The organism is Paenibacillus sp. DMB20 (assembly GCF_000987955.1).
In the GTDB taxonomy this organism is placed as follows: domain Bacteria; phylum Bacillota; class Bacilli; order Paenibacillales; family Paenibacillaceae; genus Paenibacillus_AQ.
Genome location: NZ_LAZU01000055.1, coordinates 42,866 through 60,310, shown reverse-complemented (window position 1 = coordinate 60,310; position 17,445 = coordinate 42,866). Strand labels below are relative to the sequence as shown.

10 protein-coding genes, 1 tRNA gene and 1 pseudogene are annotated in these 17,445 nt (G+C 50.6%); 5 read left to right on the top strand and 7 right to left on the bottom strand.

What is annotated here, in order from left to right:
• Positions 1 to 41: 41 nt before the first annotated feature.
• From XI25_RS30405 to XI25_RS30400, 3 genes are read right to left on the bottom strand one after another with little or no spacing between them, the layout of a single operon-like run.
• Positions 42 to 1,064 (bottom strand): helix-turn-helix domain-containing protein, encoded by a 1,023-nt coding sequence (locus XI25_RS30405; RefSeq protein ID WP_327204876.1) that lies wholly within the window; start codon positions 1,062 to 1,064, stop codon positions 42 to 44.
• Positions 1,000 to 1,599, bottom strand: coding sequence for a response regulator (locus XI25_RS35620; RefSeq protein WP_235440518.1), 600 nt, complete (start codon positions 1,597 to 1,599; stop codon positions 1,000 to 1,002). The genes XI25_RS30405 and XI25_RS35620 overlap by 65 nt, the downstream gene beginning before the upstream one ends.
• Positions 1,596 to 3,497, bottom strand: a complete 1,902-nt coding sequence (locus XI25_RS30400; RefSeq protein WP_235440517.1) for a sensor histidine kinase — start codon at positions 3,495 to 3,497, stop codon at positions 1,596 to 1,598. The genes XI25_RS35620 and XI25_RS30400 overlap by 4 nt, the downstream gene beginning before the upstream one ends.
• Before the next feature lie 165 nt (positions 3,498 to 3,662).
• Here XI25_RS30400 and XI25_RS30395 point away from each other — a divergent pair, with 165 nt between their 5' ends.
• Positions 3,663 to 6,806, top strand: coding sequence for an alpha-mannosidase (locus XI25_RS30395; protein WP_046681561.1), 3,144 nt, complete (start codon positions 3,663 to 3,665; stop codon positions 6,804 to 6,806).
• Positions 6,807 to 7,372: 566 nt separating this feature from the next.
• Here the strand turns inward: XI25_RS30395 and XI25_RS30390 are convergent.
• Together XI25_RS30390 and XI25_RS30385 are read right to left on the bottom strand one after the other, a co-directional pair.
• On the bottom strand, positions 7,373 to 8,623 hold the full coding sequence (locus XI25_RS30390; RefSeq protein WP_046681560.1) for a multidrug effflux MFS transporter: 1,251 nt from the start codon (positions 8,621 to 8,623) through the stop codon (positions 7,373 to 7,375).
• Positions 8,624 to 8,806: 183 nt separating this feature from the next.
• Positions 8,807 to 11,071 carry an ATP-binding cassette domain-containing protein gene (locus XI25_RS30385; protein WP_046681559.1) on the bottom strand — a complete coding sequence of 755 codons (2,265 nt, stop codon included), beginning with the start codon at positions 11,069 to 11,071 and terminating at the stop codon, positions 8,807 to 8,809.
• A gap of 120 nt (positions 11,072 to 11,191) precedes the next feature.
• Here XI25_RS30385 and XI25_RS30380 point away from each other — a divergent pair, with 120 nt between their 5' ends.
• From XI25_RS30380 to XI25_RS30370, 3 genes are all read left to right on the top strand, one after another.
• The gene (locus tag XI25_RS30380) at positions 11,192 to 12,145 is read left to right on the top strand and encodes a helix-turn-helix transcriptional regulator (protein WP_235440516.1); all 954 of its coding nucleotides are present in this window, start codon (positions 11,192 to 11,194) and stop codon (positions 12,143 to 12,145) included.
• Between the two features lie 130 nt (positions 12,146 to 12,275).
• The gene (locus tag XI25_RS30375) at positions 12,276 to 12,599 is read left to right on the top strand and encodes a hypothetical protein (RefSeq protein WP_052759809.1); all 324 of its coding nucleotides are present in this window, start codon (positions 12,276 to 12,278) and stop codon (positions 12,597 to 12,599) included.
• A 327-nt stretch (positions 12,600 to 12,926) separates the two neighbouring features.
• Positions 12,927 to 14,102, top strand: coding sequence for a PsbP-related protein (locus XI25_RS30370; RefSeq protein ID WP_046681557.1), 1,176 nt, complete (start codon positions 12,927 to 12,929; stop codon positions 14,100 to 14,102).
• Between the two features lie 103 nt (positions 14,103 to 14,205).
• Here the strand turns inward: XI25_RS30370 and XI25_RS30365 are convergent, their stop codons facing one another.
• Positions 14,206 to 14,832, bottom strand: a complete 627-nt coding sequence (locus tag XI25_RS30365) for a LysE family translocator (RefSeq protein WP_046681556.1) — start codon at positions 14,830 to 14,832, stop codon at positions 14,206 to 14,208.
• 742 nt (positions 14,833 to 15,574) lie between these two features.
• Positions 15,575 to 15,646, bottom strand: a tRNA-Thr gene (locus XI25_RS30355).
• Positions 15,647 to 15,851: 205 nt separating this feature from the next.
• Between XI25_RS30355 and aceB the strand changes: the two are divergent.
• A pseudogene (gene aceB / locus XI25_RS30350) lies at positions 15,852 to 17,440 on the top strand (malate synthase A).
• The last annotated feature ends 5 nt before the right edge of the window (positions 17,441 to 17,445 follow it).

Here is a 17,445-nt window from a genome sequence, read left to right as displayed (position 1 = left end):
CAAAGCTTGATCAGCCCTGGCCTGTCACAAATCGTTCACGTTTATTTTAGATCCGAATACATGGATCTCATCTCGGTTGGAGACACGCCCGTGTATTTTTTGAACTGCCTGTAAAAGTACGAGCTGTCCGTGTAACCTACGCTTAAAGCAATATCCGCCGTCTTTTGATCCGTATGCAAAAGGAGCTGCGTCGCTTTTTCGATGCGGTATTGGTTCAAATAATCCGAAAAGCTTGCGCCGACCTCCTGCTGAAAGAGCTGCCCCAAATAATTCGGATGCATCTGCAGCTTCTGGCTAAGCGTCTTCAAGGAAAGTTCTTCCGGATAGCTGTGCTGCACCTGCTCCACAAGGAACGAGACATGCGAGCTGTATCCCTGATCCGCTTCCTGCAGGCGCGCGAGGCTGCGTTCGGCGATCCGCCACACATGGTTTCGGAGCCCCCGAAGCGTATTGATCCGGTGCATGGGCGCAAATACCTCGCTGTAATCGGGATTCTTCTCCATGTCCTTCGCCGCAACCATCAGTTGGACAGCCGCATTCAGGCAGGGTCCCCGGGGTACCGTCAACTCGCCGCTGCCACCGCCGAGAACGGATTCGATATAGGCCTGCAAGGACGGAACGTCGCCTTCGATCAGCAGCTTCGCAAAGGCATCGGGGCGGACGGACGGCGAAGAATCCTGAACGGGCTCCGGTTCCGCGGGCGGACTGTAAAGGATCGTTTCATCTCCGGCAATCAGGCAGGCATTGAGATGGCCTTTGGCCTTTCCGTAGCTCTCCTGGATGTCTTTAAAATCATTGATTCCCGCGCTCCCTTCCGAACACCACATGCGCAAGCCGGTCAACTGCCGCAGCTTGGCCATGGAACTTTTCATACTCTCCCGGGCGGCATCCCTCCGCTCCTTCATCGCGGCGGACAAAACGACGATGTCGTCATCCATATCGGGAAAACAGATGACCTCATGATCTCCCCCAAGTTCCTCCGAAAAAGCACGGCATAATTCATCGGCAAGGCTGGTCAAGCGGTAGAGCTGGGATACCGGACGTTCGTTGGAGATGAGCCGCAAAACGTAAACCTGGTAAGACGCATAATTCAGCGGGATTCCGAGCAGTTCGGCTCTTTGTTTTAATTCCGAGCTTTCGATTTCGCCGCTTACCCATCGCTGCAAAATATTGCTGCGGAGGATCTTCAAAATCCTCCTCGGAGCGAAACCGTTTCAATTCCTCGCGCTCCCAATCGCCCCGAATATGCTTGATGGTCGCCTCCAGTTCCTCGATGTTGATCGGCTTCAAGATGTAATTTTGAATGCCGAGCGTGATCCCCACCTTCACGTATTCAAATTCTTCGTACCCGCTCAGCACGATAAATTTGGTACGGGGATGCATTTCTTTAACCTTCTTGATGAGTTCAAGCCCGTTCATTCTTGGCATCATAATATCCGTGATCAGCAAATCCACGGGCTCGTCCTTCAACTTCTCGAGCGCTTGAATGCCATCGTTGGCCGAACCTGACACGTGCAGGTCGTACTTCTGCCAATCCATAACGGTGACCAATCCCTGAGCAATCAGAGGCTCATCATCAACAAAAAATACCTTTCTCATGTCGTTTCCCCCTTGCGAAGCATCGGTATTTCCATGCGGACCTCGGTTCCCTGTCCCTCCGTGCTGTTTATGGTCACTCCGTAATCGTTCCCGTAATTCAGGACGATCCGCTCGTGCACGTTCATCAACCCGATCGAACGGTAACCCTTGTCGGGAGGCTGGAGGTCTTTGTCCAGCGTCTGTCGGATTTGGGTCAGCTTTTCTTCCGGTATGCCCGTTCCATTGTCCGAGACGATGATGACGACCCGGTCCCCTGCCCGATGGGCTCGGACCGAAATTTTATTGTTGTCTTCCAGCGGACGGAATCCGTGAACGATATAGTTCTCCACGACCGGCTGGACCAGAAGCTTGGTAATGCTGCAGCTTTGGATTTCCGGATCCACCTCGATTTCCGCCTCCAACCGTCCGTCATAGCGGATGCGGAACAGGTCCAGATAGACCGAGCACATGTCGATTTCCTCTTCAACGGTCACAATCGTGCTCTTTTTCACCATGCTCTTGAACATGACCGACAGGCTGTATATCATTTGGCCCACTTCCTTCGCCCCCACGAAATACGCCTTCATGCGTATGGATTCCAGCGTATTGTACAAAAAATGGGGGTTGATCTGGGATTGCAGGGCAACCAGCTCCGCGTTTTTTTGCTTGATTTCCGAGGTATACATTTTATCGATATATTGCTCCAGACGATCGCCCATGTCGTTAAACCGGCGGGAAATCTGCTGAAGCTCGTCTTCTCCGGACATTTGGATGCGCGTCGACAGGTCCCCTTCGCCGATCCGGTTCATGGAGCGGATGATCCGCTGAACTTTTTTGGAATACTTCCGGACGATCGTAAACGTAATCGCAAAACTCGCCGCCATAAATGCAAGGGTGGCCAGGATCAGTCCGGTCCTTAAACTTTCCGTGCTTTCCTTGATCAAGGATTGCGACACAATCCCCACTACGGACAAGCCCGCATTGCCGACATTCAGCATATTCACTTTGGAAGGCTCGTCCAGTTGAACCCAGTCTCCGGCTTTTTCCGGCTCCAAGCGGTAAGGATAGGTTTTGCCGTAATACACGTCCTCCGAATCGTAAATAACGGTTCCCTGCGCGTTCAAAACCAAAATCCGGCCTTTTACCGAGGCGCGGTTCTCCAGCCAGGAAGAAATTTGCCGGGCGTCGAACTCCACGTTCAGCATCCCCACCCGATTCAAGGTCCACGGGTCCTTCAGCTCCCTGGAATAGGAATACGATCTTGGACTGGAGCCGGCGGACGAACGCGAGGATTCGTTTTGCGGCATGGTATCCCAGCTGTGCTGCTCCCGGCGGGCGAACCAGGTTTCCCACTTGCTTTTGGAACCCGATTCATTATTCAGCTGCTGGTTGGTCCGGCTGATATGCATATAGAAATTGTTCGGATAGCTGTAGATGGACACGCTTTTGGCGCTTGCCTCCTGCTCCAGGTAATTTTTCAGCAGGGTATTGAAAGAGCGCAAGCGCTGCTCCCCCGTTTTGGTGTACAAATCCAACCGGTATTTCAGGTAACTCTCATATTCGTGGTTCAGAAAATAGATCAATTCATCGCTCAGCGTGGCATCTCCGTAAATCTGCTGGAATATATTTTGGATGCTCTCATACTGCCGGCTCAAATAGATATTCAGGACATGCGCGGATTTGAGGTTGGCATCGGTCTGCTCACGGAGTATGCGCTGGGTCTGGTATTGGTAAACCAAGGCCGCCGCAATCGCGAACAGCACGATCATGACGGTCGAATAAAGCACGACGATTTTGTTGAACATTTTTCGTTTCAGATGGTTTAAATAGAATTGGCGCAGTCTGAAAATATGAAACACACCCTGTTCTATAATGGTCACTTCGGCACCCAGTGTACACCCTTTCCGTAAACCGGGCAATTGAAATTTGCACCTTTACGAATGAGATCCCCGTGATTATAATGGACGATGATCCCCTAGATCTCCGCTATTTTACGCTTGGCTGCGAACGGACCAAACCGTCAAGCCAAGGTTCTCTTTATACTCATTCGCCCCCCAAACCGATGACCAAGGGGGTACTTTCCTATGTTTCTTACTCAACAAAAGCTAGACGCTCGCATTCACGAATTATCCAGCTACCGTTACCGCGACAGCAAGCCCATCCCTTCCTTTCTCAGTCTGGAAGACAACCGCAAAGAGATAAATCCTGCCCTTCCCGAGGCCGACGGCTCCTGGACTCCGCTTCATGCCGGAGATACCTGGACCGGACGAGACCTTTATTTATGGCTGTCCGCGCATGTCGATATCCCGTCGTCCTGGTCCGGCAAAAAAGTGCTGGGACGCTTTGATTTCGGCGAAACCGGCGCCGGGAACAATTCGGGGTTCGAATCCCTGTTCTATCTGCACGGCAAACCATACCAAGGCGTGGACTCCAATCATACCGAGGTGTTCATGAACGAGGATTTGGCGGGCACGCGCCAGCACTTCCTGTTCCGCCTGTGGTCGGGCCTTGAAGGGGGCGGACAGCGGAGGAATCAGACCCACGGCGTCCGAATGGCGGAAATCTGCTGGCTCGACGAGATCGCCGACGACTATTACTACACGCTTCTCGCCGTTGCCGAAACCGTAAAGGTGCTGGACGAAAGCCTGGCAGAACGGGCACAACTGCTTAAGTACGCGGACCGCTCTCTGGCCCTGATCGACTGGAGCCATCCGGGATCGGAGGATTTCTATGCCTCGGTCTACGAAGCGCGGGACTACCTGGCCGAAAAAATCGATGCCATGGAAAAAACGACTCCGGTGGAGATCACCTGCATCGGCCATACCCATATCGACGTGGCCTGGTTGTGGCAGTTGAAGCATACCCGCGAGAAATGCGCCCGCTCCTTCTCCACGGTCATGAGACTGATGGAGCTGTTTCCGGAGTACATTTTCCTGCAAACCCAGCCGCAACTGTACGAGTATGTAAAAAACGACTACCCCGAGCTGTACGACAAGATCAAGGACCGTGCTGCCGAAGGACGCTGGGAAGTGGGCGGCGGCATGTGGCTGGAGGCGGATTGCAACCTGACCTCCGGGGAGTCCCTTGTCCGTCAGCTGCTTGTGGGAACGAGATTTTTCAAGCAGGAATTCGGCGCGGACTGCGACTACCTATGGCTGCCCGACGTGTTCGGTTACAGCTGGTCTTTGCCGCAAATCCTGAAAAAGTCGGGGATTAACACGTTCATGACCACCAAAATCAGCTGGAACCAATACAACCGGATGCCGTATGATACGTTTCATTGGCGCGGCATTGACGGGACCGAAATATTGACCCATTTCATCACCACGACCGAGCCTTGGTCCGAGCCGGGATCCTGGTTCTACACCTATAACGGGCGCATCACCCCGAAAACGGTTAAGGGAAGCTGGGATGCCTACCGCAACAAGGACATGAATCAGGAACTGCTGCTCTCTTACGGGTTCGGGGACGGCGGAGGCGGCGTAAACCGCGAAATGCTGGAAATGCGCCGCAGGCTGGACAAGATGCCGGGCATGCCGAAGCTGAAGACCGGACGGGCCGACGAATACTTCCGCAAGCTGAACAACACCGTCGAGAAAACCGACAGCTATGTCCATACCTGGGACGGCGAATTATACCTTGAATACCACCGCGGCACTTATACCAGCCAGGCCCACAACAAGCTGATGAACCGCAAGCTGGAGCTCCTGTACCGGGAGTCGGAGTGGCTTAATGCCATGCACAGCGTCGTCCGCGGCGATTGGAGCGCTTATCCGCAACATCCGCTCTACGAAGGATGGAAAATCATTCTGCGCAACCAGTTCCACGACATCATTCCGGGATCCTCGATCCGCGAGGTGTACGAGGACAGCCGGGTCGAATACGCCGAAGCCGAGGAAATCGGACAAACGGCTTGGCGGCAAGCCCAAAGCGCCCTTGTGGGCGGAGACGCGGACAGCCGCGAGTTCACGGTCTGGAACTCCTCGCCATGGACATGGACCGGGCTTGTTGTAATCCCGGCAGCGAACGGACTCCCCGAAGGCGTCTGGAAGGATGCCCGCGGCCGTGAACTGTTCTCCCAGCGTACAGCGGACGGCTGGATCGTGGAGGCGCAGGACGTGCCTTCGCTCGGATATACCACGATCCGTTTGGAAGAGAAGTCGTCCGAACCGGAAGCCGAAAGCCCGTTCGCTCTGACCGAACGCGGCGTTGAAACGCCATACTACGAGCTGGAATGGAACGAGTCGGGCCAGCTGACCCGCCTTTATGACATCCAAGAGCAGCGGGAGGTTCTGGCGAAGGGCGCGCGCGGCAACGTGCTGCAGATTTTCGAGGATAAGCCGCTCGCCCACGAGGCATGGGACATCGATATTTTCTATCAGCAGAAGTCCAGGGAAATCGGCACCCTGACCGAGCTTAAGGTCGTGGAAAGCAGCCATCTTCGGACCGTGATCCGTTTTGCTTGGAAGTACGGCCAATCGACCCTGGAGCAGCAGATGATCCTGTACGCCAACAGCCGCCGGATTGATTTCGTTACGGAAGCCGACTGGCACGAACGGCAGCAGCTGCTTAAAGTGGCCTTCCCGGTCAACGTCCGCTCCACGGAGGCGACTTACGATGTCCAGTACGGCAACGTGAAACGTCCGACCCACTGGAATACCAGCTGGGACATGGCACGCTTTGAGACCGTCGGCCATCAATGGGCCGATCTATCCGATCAGGGCTACGGCGTCAGCCTGATGAACGACTGCAAATACGGATACGACATTAAAGACAACGTCATGCGCTTGTCCCTGATCAAATGCGCCGTCCATCCGGATACCGAAGCCGATCAAGGATACCACCGGTTTACCTACTCCCTGTTCCCGCATGCGGGCACATGGCTTCAGGGGGATACCGTTCGGCAGGCCTGGGATCTGAACAATCCGCTCAAAGCCAGCCGCGGTGCCGCGGAAGTTCCGGAGCGCTCGATGTTCAGGCTCTCGTCGGATACGGCCATGATCTCGGCCGTCAAAAAGGCGGAGGATCACAATAAAGCGATTGTCCGCATCCACGACTATTCGGGCAGCCGCAAGCGTCTCGTGCTGGAAAGCGACTTTAACATCGTATCCTGGAGAGAATGCAACCTGATGGAGCAGCCTGAAGGGGAACCGCAGCAGGATTCCGTGATTTCTTTTGTGCTGGAGCCTTATGAAATCAAGACGTTCGAGATCGATCTTACCCGCTAGCATTTGTAGTACGGTTGGATGGCTCCAGCAATAGGCTTTATTCGTTTCTTTGACACAGGTTCCGTTAATTTCTGCTTTTTGTGTGGTTTGGGCCTGTTTAGTGACAACCGTTCCGTTATTGGACATTTTCCTGTCCACAAGCTCTTTTTAAAGGCCAAATAGCGGAACCAGTGTCACTTAACCGGTCAAATCCACGTTTTCGGCACCTATAACGGAACCAATGTCAACATGGACCGTTTGATAACGACAGATCACTCGGCTTGACAAAATAACATGAGGGCGTCCCAGGTCAATGGACCTTGGGACGCCCCCACTAAGGCCCGGCTTATAAGCCGGGCTTTTTGTTTAGATATAAGAAAGAATAAACTTCAGAGGTTTGCCATCCTTATATCGCAAGAAAAACTTCCGCTATACGCGGTCTGTCTTCTGAGAATGTACGTCGAAAGACGTTTTTGTTTAGATATAAGAATGTATAAGCTTCGGAGACACGGCCTCCTTATATCGCAAGAAAAACTTCCGCTATATGCGGTCTGTCTTCTGAGAATGTACGTCGATAGACGTTTTTGTTATGCCTGAAGAGACATTTCGGAAATTTCCTTTTTCCTTCTTACGATCATGAAATAATACAAGATAACGGCCCCTACGTCGGCTGCCGCGATGACAACCCCCATGGGAACGGCGGTGCCGGTTCCTCCGATGCCGACCAGAGGCGCGACCAGGCTTCCGCCAAGCAAGGACAGCAGTCCTTGCAGCGCCGACGCGCTGCCAGCGGAGTGCCCCTGGTTTTGCATGGCAAGCGAAAAGGCGGTGGTGCCCACGATTCCGACGCTCGATACGATCATGAATAACGGAACCAAAATGGCGGTGAGCCCCGTCCCGAGCAAAATCATCGCGATCAGCCACAATCCGCCGGCGGCGGCGAAAAGAAGCCCGAACACAAGCAGCTTGGCCTCGCTGATTTTTCCGGCGAGCCTGCCCGTAATTTGTCCGGCCACAATGATTCCCACGCCGTTAACCGCAAAAATAAAGCTGAACGTTTGCGGAGAAGCGCCGAATAAATCCTGGATGACAAAGGGGGATCCGGAGATGTAGGCGAACATCCCCGCCGATACGAGGCCTTGGGTCAGGGCATAGCCCATGAAACTGCGGTCGCGCAGCAATCGGCCAAACGTTTTGAACGTATTTTTCATCCCCGCCTCGGAACGCCCGCTCTCCGGCAAGGTTTCCCTTAATCCGAACAAAACCGCGAGGAACATGATGATTCCGATCGCTCCCAGCACGATAAATACGCCGGGCCAGGACGTAAATCGGAGCAGCTGGCCTCCAAAAATGGGAGCCAGGATAGGAGCCGCGCCGTTAACCAGCATGAGAAGGGCAAAAAATTTGGTCAACTCCGTGCCGGAATACATGTCCCTAACCATGGCTCTGGCAATGACTACGCCCGCCGCGCCGCCAAGCCCCTGAATGAACCTCAGCAGGATCAGGGCCTCGATGGACGAGCTGACGGCGCATAAAAAGGACGTGACGGCATAGAGGATCAAGCCCACCATTAACGGCTTCCGGCGCCCGCTGACGTCGCTGATCGGTCCCGCAACCAGCTGTCCTAACGCAAGGCCGAGAAGGCATGCGGTCAAGCTAAGCTGGGCCAGCGAGGGACTTGTATGCAATTCCTGGGCCAGCGTCGGCAGAGCGGGCAGATACATATCAAGGGATAACGGGCCGAACGCCGTAAGGGAGCCCAGAATCGTTACGATCCAAATGCGCCCTGCGGGCGTGCGGCCCGGCTTTCCGTTTTGCTTAAGATCATCGGCATTCATTTCCTATATTCCACGACCTCTCTTTTAACAAGTAATTCAAGATGCTAATTGTATATACAAACTTACATATAGTCAACGCTGCACCCTCTATATTGTATTGGACGAATTTATCATTGACAACCATTGCCGAGGGCATTGAGACCCGCATCTTGAACTTGAAACGTCAAGGAATCTGCCGAAAATCTACTCTACATGCTTCTTCAAATAATATCCGGTCCGGGAGGATTTGGCCTTAATCAGCTCCTTAGGGGGCCCGGCAAAAATCACGTGTCCTCCCTGGTTTCCCGCTCCCGGTCCCATATCGATAATCCAGTCCCCCTGGCTGATCACGTCCAAGTTATGCTCGATGACAATCACCGTGCCGCCCTGATCCACCATCCGGTTCATCAGGACAATCAGCCGGTTTACGTCGGACATATGCAAGCCCGTGGTCGGCTCGTCAAACACATAAATTTGTCCGCTGTTGTTCAGCTCGGTCGCCAGCCGGATGCGCTGGCGCTCCCCTCCGGAAAGAGTATTCAGCGGTTGTCCGAGGGTGATGTAATCCAATCCCGCATCCAGCAGGCGATCCAGAATCGAGGCGATGTCCTCTTCTCGGAAGAATGATCTTGCATCCGCTATGCGCATCTCCAATACCTCGCTGATGTTTTTCCCGCGCAAGGTGCAGGCGAGAACTTCATCCGTGAATCGGCGTCCCTGGCATACTTCGCACTTGCTGACGATGGGATCCATGAAAGCGAGGTCCGTATAAGTGATCCCGAGTCCCTTGCATTCCGGGCAAGCCCCGGCCGAATTAAAGCTGAATAAGGATGGATTAACCTTATTTTCCTTCGCAAACAGGCACCGCACCAAATCAAACAGGCCGATATAGGTCGCGGGATTGGAGCGTTTAGAACCGCGCAGCTCGCTCTGGTCGATCAATACGGCCTCCGGGTAACGCTTGGGCAACTCGTTGTGGATGAGGGTGCTCTTTCCGGAGCCCGCCACGCCGGTAACGACGGTCATCACCCCCATCGGGATCGTCACGGTTACGTCTTTAAGATTATGCATCCGCGCATGCCGGATCTCCAGGGAGCCGTTCGGCGTTCTGGGATTTGTCTTCAACGACGGCCGATGGCTTAAATGCTTTCCCGTCAGCGTACCGGAAGCTTTCAGGCCGGCAAGGCTTCCTTCATAAACAACCTTCCCTCCGGCTGTTCCGGCTCCGGGGCCGATATCGATCACGTGATCGGCTATCGCGATCACGTCGGGATCATGCTCGACCACAAGAATGGTATTGCCTTTATCGCGGAGACGCCGGATTAACCCGTTCAGCCGATGAACGTCATCGGGATGCAGGCCGATGCTGGGTTCGTCAAAAATATAGGTGATATCCGTCAAGCTGCTGCCGAGATGGCGAACCATTTTCACGCGCTGTGATTCTCCGCCGGAAAGGGTTGAAGTTTGCCTGTTCAGCGTTAAATACCCCAATCCGATGGAAACGAGATTTTCCAGCCGCTCCATCAGGGCGGCGGTGACCGTGGAAACCTGCGGCACATCGATTTCGCGAATGACCTCCATCAACTCGTTGACCTGAAGGGCTGCACAGTCGGCTATGTTCTTCCCGTTGATTTTGCAACCGAGCACCGTCCGGTTTAAACGGGCGCCATAGCATACCGGACAGACTCCTTTTGACACCGTTTGGCCAATCTCTTCCTTATGCCTTGCCGCTTCCTTCGATTCCCTGTTCAGAAACGACCGCTCGATCCTTGGGATCACCCCTTCATAATCGGAGCTGAGCGGCCAGCCTTCCAAAGGATTCGGAGGTTTAAACCCTTTTTTGTACAACAGCGTGTCCCATTCGTCCTCGGTATAGTCCTTCAGCTTTTTGTCGTTATCGAACAGCCCTGTGCATACGTAACGCTTCCACCGGAAATCGCCCGGCCTGAACGTCGGAAACCGGATCGCTCCTTCGTTCAATGATTTATTCCGGTCGATCAGGGCATCGATGTTTATGGTCTTCACCGTGCCCAAGCCTTCGCATTCCGGGCACATCCCTTGCGGGTTGTTGAATGAAAACACGTCGGAATAACCGACAAAAGGCCTGCCGACCCGGGAGTACAACAGCCTGAGCAGCGAGTATATATCGGTTACGGTCCCGACCGTCGACCGCGCGCTGCCCCCGATCCGTTTCTGGTCGATCAGAATCGCTACCGGTAAATTTTCCAAAGCGTCCACGTCCGGCTGCCCGTAATGCGGAAGACGGTGCCGGATAAAACTTGCGAAAGTTTCGTTCAACTGCCGCTGGGATTCGGCCGCGATGGTATCAAAGACAAGCGAAGATTTTCCCGAGCCCGAAACCCCGGTGAATACGGTGATTTTCTTTTTGGGAATGCTCACTGTCACGTTTTTCAAGTTGTTCTCCCTTGCGCCGATAACCCGTATATGATTCTCGGTTGACTTGTCCATAGGTCTTCTCCCTCCTAACCTGCTTGAAATCCTCCGTGAAAAATATAAACTATAAACACGTCAATAATTGTCATGTTTAAGCGGTCTTTCAGCAGATTCGAAATGTTGAGGAGGAAGAGCATGATGTCAAAGACCAAATTAATTTTCGATTTAATGATGTATGTCAATGCAAAGCGGAAGTTCACCGCCCAGGACGTAGCGTATGAGTTCGATATTTCCGTCAGGACGGCGCACCGTTATTTGATGGAGCTAAGCGAACTGGGCGTGCCTTTATATGCGGAACAAGGACGAAACGGAGGCTACCGTATCCTGAACAACCGGGTTCTGCCTCCCGTTCTTTTTGACGAGGATGAAGCGTTTGCGATTTTCTTTTCTTTTCAGTCGCTTAAGCACTATCAATCGCTCCCCTTCGACATCAATGTGGAATCCGCGGCCAGGAAGCTGCATGCCAACCTTCCGGAAGATCTGAAAAACAAGGTGGACCGTTTGGAGTCCGTGCTGTCCTTCTGGAATCCCAAAAGAATCGTCTCCTCTCCCTACCTGAAAGAAATCATCGAAGCCTCTCTAAATGGGCAATCCGTTATCATGGAATATGCGTCAAAATCCGGGAACAAAATCAAAGAGGTCGCCCCTATCGGCGTGTATGCCAACGACGGACTGTGGTATATGCCGGCTTTCGATACGGAGCATGACGAGGTCCGGCTGTTTCGCGCGGATCGGATTTTGTCGCTTGAGATTTCAGGGATCGCCTCCCCCGTACCGATGAGCTTGGAGGATTGGCTTCATCACCGTACCATCCGCACCCCCGTACGGCTGCATGTCAAGCTTACCCGTGAAGGCCTGCGGCAGTGCCAAAAGGAGCATTGGCTCGCGCCTTATATACGAAGGGCCGATTCGGAAGGCGAATATATCGCGTATGCCGATATGCTTATGGATGACAGCGAAACGGGGTTTGCCGCGGATTATTTTTTCCGGCTGGGTACCGACGCCGTTGTACTGGAGCCGAAGGAAATCGTCGAAGATATTAAATGGCGGGCGCTGCGGTTAATGGAGCATTACGGGCATTCATCCTGAGATGAAGTTCCGTTGAATCATGTCCTTTTTCCAAAATTCATATATAATACATGAATATGCCTTTCGACGGATTGGATCAACTTTCCAGTCCGGTCGTTTTATGATGAAAGAATGGAAAGGAGCTGCTTGGGTGAGCTTTAAAATGAAAGGATTCGATGAGTTTTCAGGAAATATAAACGAACTGCAGCAAAATGCAAAAGAGCTTGAGAGTAACCGGAGTGTCCCTCTTGAAGAAGTGTTTACGGAAGCTTTTATGAAAACCTACACCCCCTCCGGCTCGATCGAACGTTTTTTTAAAGACGGAGGCTTCGAAGTGGAATCCGATGCCGATTTCGAGGACATCCCGCGCGAAGCTCTTGACCGCTATGTTGCCGAATCGACATCATTCCATTCCTTCCAAGAGATGACGGACAAAGCCGTGGGCGAGTACATCATTCGCAAACTTGGTTTCTAACGGATTTATGATTCTTATGAACAAAATAGCAGAAGTTAAAAAACGCAGATTCCGTCTTTGGAACCTGCGTTTTTTGAATGCCCAAAAATCGATTTTTGATCATTTTGTCACAATAAACCTTGATTTCAGGAAGGGTTTCTTTAATTGCCGGAGAAAAAAGTTACGATGTGTCGAAAAAGGAAGAAACCTACTGGCAAGGAAATCGTAGTAAAAGCTTAAGGCGCGGACATTTCCGAATTAGGGCTATGAACCGCACCTACATCAAGGGGAGTCATCCCGTTAGCAAATCCCCCATCCGATGGGGACGAGAAAAGAGAGACTGGGGTCATGAAAGGTTTAAGAACATTTGCTGTACTGTTATTGTCATTATCTGTTGCTTTAACCGCTTGCGGTTCGGAAAAAAGCACGGACAAAGGGGAAAGCAACACGACTTCCTTTGGTTCTCCAAGCAATGAGACAGACAAAGGAAATGCTTCAAAGGAAACAGAAAACGTGGAAACCAAAACCTATGAGGGTGAAGGTTTTTCTTTCGCATATCCTGCCACTTGGAATGTTCCGGAGATGGAGGTTCCTGCAGCAACGGTTGCATTTGTGGATCCCAACACGGTGGATAAATTTCGGGACAATATCAATCTTGTCGTCGAAGAATCTGCCGTACCTGCCAATGAAGCAGTAGAACTGACGGTATCGCAGCTTTCCGGCGGTGGGGGCGGAGATCTTGTAAAGGATTATAAAAAGATTGATTACCGTGACGTTCCCGCTTCCGGCAGCCATAAAACGGCAGGTGTTTTAAAATCCGAATATACGCAGGGACAGTCGGGAACCCAAGTCATTTTGACCCAATACTTTGTCTCGACCGGCAAGAAGCTTTATAGCTTATCCGTTACCTATTCCAAAAAATCATATGAGAGCGGCGGGGAAAAAACGGTTCAGACCATGATCGATTCCTTCAAGGTAACCGAAACGGCGGAGGTCGGCGACGCTTCGGATTCAGGTACTGAAGAAAGCGCCGCTCCGGTACAAACTACGGAACAAACGAGAACCGCAGATATGATGTCTTTGATCGTGCAAAACATGATCGAAGGCGGAGCCATTGACCCCAAAACATATGACTACATCATTGAGCATCACGAGATGTTCCCGGCGGTGAACGCCCAATCCAAAAAGGCAGCCGGTGCGGAAGTCGATTCCAAGATCACCTCCCGCCACCTGTTCAAGAATATAAACCCTTATCTGGACAAAATGGTCGAGGTAAGCGGTTATGTCGTTGAGGTCACGGAAGAAGAAATCGATCAGGGCACCACGCTTGCCGAGATTCATATCATCGATGACAACGACAATTCCATCGTCGGGATCTATGCCAATTCGACCGGCGACATCCTGGATGGGGACATCGTGACCATGCGCGGCGTGCCGACGGCCCAATATGCTTTTGACAATGTAAGCGGCGGTACCACCAATGCCGTTCTGCTAACCGTATCCACGGTTAAAAAAGGTCAATAAAGTGCCGCTTTGAAACCACATTCCTTTCAAGCCTTCAAGCCCCTTCGGGGGCTTTTCTTTTTTGGCATACAAAGCAAACATCGATAAGATTCGGCAGCACAACTTAATTTTTTGGGGTAAAGGCGATTTTCAATCCTATAAGTGCAAAAATAGAGCCTTGTAAAATATTGATTTTCCTCGAGATGGCAGGACTCTTGTGCATGAAATTGCCTAGTTTACCAGCAAAGATACTGATAAAAGTAAAAATAACTAACGATTGCACTAAGAATACGATCCCGTATGCAAGCATTTGCAACGATACATTTCCAGCTTGATCATTTACAAATTGCGGGAGGAAAGCAGGAAAAAATAGCGACACCTTAGGGTTAAGGAGATTCATTATGATCCCTTTTTTATACAAAGACTCATGATTCGAGGCGTCTAATTTATTCTGCGCAAAACTCGAATCCTTTTCCCGAAATGCCTTATACGCTAAGTACAACAAATAAGCCGCTCCTGCATATTTGACAACTGCAAAGGCTATGGAAGACTGATAGATAATTGCCGAAATTCCGAAGGTTGCCGCAAGAATATGAACAATTAAGCCTGTACAAAGGCCCGCAGATGTTAAAATGCCGGCATTTTTTCCTTTAGAAATGCTTTGAGCCAAAACAAACATGTTATCCGGCCCAGGAGCCAGCGTTAGCAAGACCGCAGCACTTAAAAACGATAATAATGTCAGAATGTCCACTAAGAATCCTCCTTTTTTATGCAATTATAGGCGGTTGATAGGTTCAAGAAAAGAGTAAGCCCCTGCCGGAACTTTGAACCGCCCCCCCTTCTCCTCAGACAATTACATCATGCGTCCAAGATTCGGGGTGCGGTTCGCTTAGCCGGTAGGGGCTCTTATTCTTACGTGATCCATGCGCAATGTTGAACGGATTCGTTGAAACCTCTATTCTTCCTTCCAGACAGTGTACCAATGTGTATCCGTAGATTTCTCATCATCTATATACCAAAAAAAGTACTCCACTCCACCGACGGTAATGTAATGCAATGGCGTAAAATAGTCTCTGCTATACTCGCTTTTAGGGTACATATAACCTGCTTTTACTCTACATGGGTTACAATACTGAGGCGTTATCTCAGAATCTGTCTGTGAGATAGGACTTGCAGATACTGGCGCTGCTACAGTCATGAAAGCCGCAATGATCGAAGAGAATAACACAAATTTTTTACCCTTGCTAACCATATTAACACCTCCAGTTTTTTTAAAGTTAATTTTCATTAACCTTATATGAATCTTACATTTGGTTATTATTGGTGTAAATAGTATTATCGAACCTAATATTGGTATATTTATGAATATTACCTTTTTTAGGATGTTTTTAATTTACTCAAGATAGAAAAAAGTTAGAAGTATAGCAAAAACAACAAAAAAAGGCGCGGCTTCCGAAATTCGGAATCCCGCGCCCTGTAAGGCTTATTAGACATGCTGGTGAAGGGAATTGAACCCCCGGCCTACGCATTACGAGTGCGTTGCTCTACCCCTGAGCTACACCAGCAGAAACAGAACCGCCGCAATAAAACGACAAAAACTATTATATACCTCTGAACAAAAAATGCAACCCTCATTTCATGGAAAAAAAGATATGGAAAATTTCTTAAAAATTTATCCAAAAAAACGTTCCATTTCCACCACAACTGTTATATATTAATCCCAAGAATTTATTTCTGTTATATAACAATTGAGGGTGAGGTGCTTTAAACATGGCAGCACAAATGACGGGTTGCAACATTGTTGGCAAAATGCAGGAATCATTTCAACAAGTGCTAACACCAGAGGCGCTGCATTTTATCGAAAAGCTTGAAAGGAATTTTGGCGGGAGAAGACAAGAGTTGCTGCAGCGGAGAAAAATCAGGCAGAAAGAGATCGACGAAGGAAAGCTGCCGAATTTTTTGCCCAAAACAGAACATATTCGAAACGGGGATTGGAAAGTATCACCGATTCCCAAAGATCTTCGGGACCGGCGGGTTGAAATTACGGGTCCTGTTGACCGAAAGATGATCATCAATGCGTTAAATTCAGGCGCTAGCGTGTTTATGGCGGATTTCGAGGACGCAACCACGCCAAGCTGGGACAATGTCATAAATGGGCAAATGAACCTGCGGGACGCTGTTCGCAGAACGATCTCTTACAAAAATGAAAGCGGTAAAACCTATCAACTCGGTGAACAGATTGCGGCTTTAAAGGTAAGGCCGAGAGGCTGGCATCTTGAAGAAAAACATATCGAGCTTGATGGACAAAGAATATCGGCAAGCTTGGTAGACTTTGGTTTATTCTTTTTTCATAATGCCAAGGAGCTTATCCAACAAGGGAGCGGCCCATATTTTTATTTGCCGAAAATCGAGGGACATCTTGAAGCACGGCTCTGGAACGACGTATTTAACTTCGCCCAGGATGAAATGAATATTCCGAGAGGAACCGTCAAAGCGACGGTACTCATTGAAACGATTACGGCAGCGTTTGAGATGGATGAGATTCTATATGAATTAAAAGAGCATTCGGCAGGATTGAATTGCGGCCGCTGGGATTATATATTCAGCTATTTAAAGAAACTGCGGAACTGTGAAATCGTAATTTTGCCGGATCGCTCCCAAGTAACCATGACAGCTCATTTTATGAGATCCTATTCCCTGCTTGCGATCAAAACTTGCCACAAGCGGAATGTGCATGCAATTGGTGGAATGGCTGCACAAATTCCGGTAAGAAACAATCCAGCAGCGAACAAACAAGCTTTTGACAAGGTACGGGCCGACAAACAAAGAGAGGTCATCGATGGCCATGACGGCACGTGGGTAGCGCATCCCGCACTGGTACAGGTAGCCAAGGAAATGTTTGATCAGCATATGAAAACGCCAAATCAAATCCAGCGCAAACGGGACGATGTTGAGATTACAGCTGAAAATTTATTGAGAGTGCCGGACGGTACGATCACGGAAGAAGGCGTCAGAGTAAATATCGACGTCGGAATCCGTTATATCGCCTCCTGCTTAGCGGCAGAGGCGCTGCGCCGATCCATAATTTAATGGAAGACGCCGCAACGGCGGAAATTTCAAGAGCCCAAATTTGGCAATGGATCAGACACCCCCGAGGCATCCTCGAGGACGGCCGTAAGCTTACACTTGAACTTTATCGCCGGATAAGGGATGAGGAGGTCGGAAAAATCAAAGAGGAATTCGGTCAAACAGCCTTTCAAGGGGAAAGATTCGAGGAAGCCATAGCCCTATTTGACGAGCTTGTAATGCATGACGACTTCATTGATTTTTTAACAATTCCAAGCTATGAAAAGCTTTAAAATCA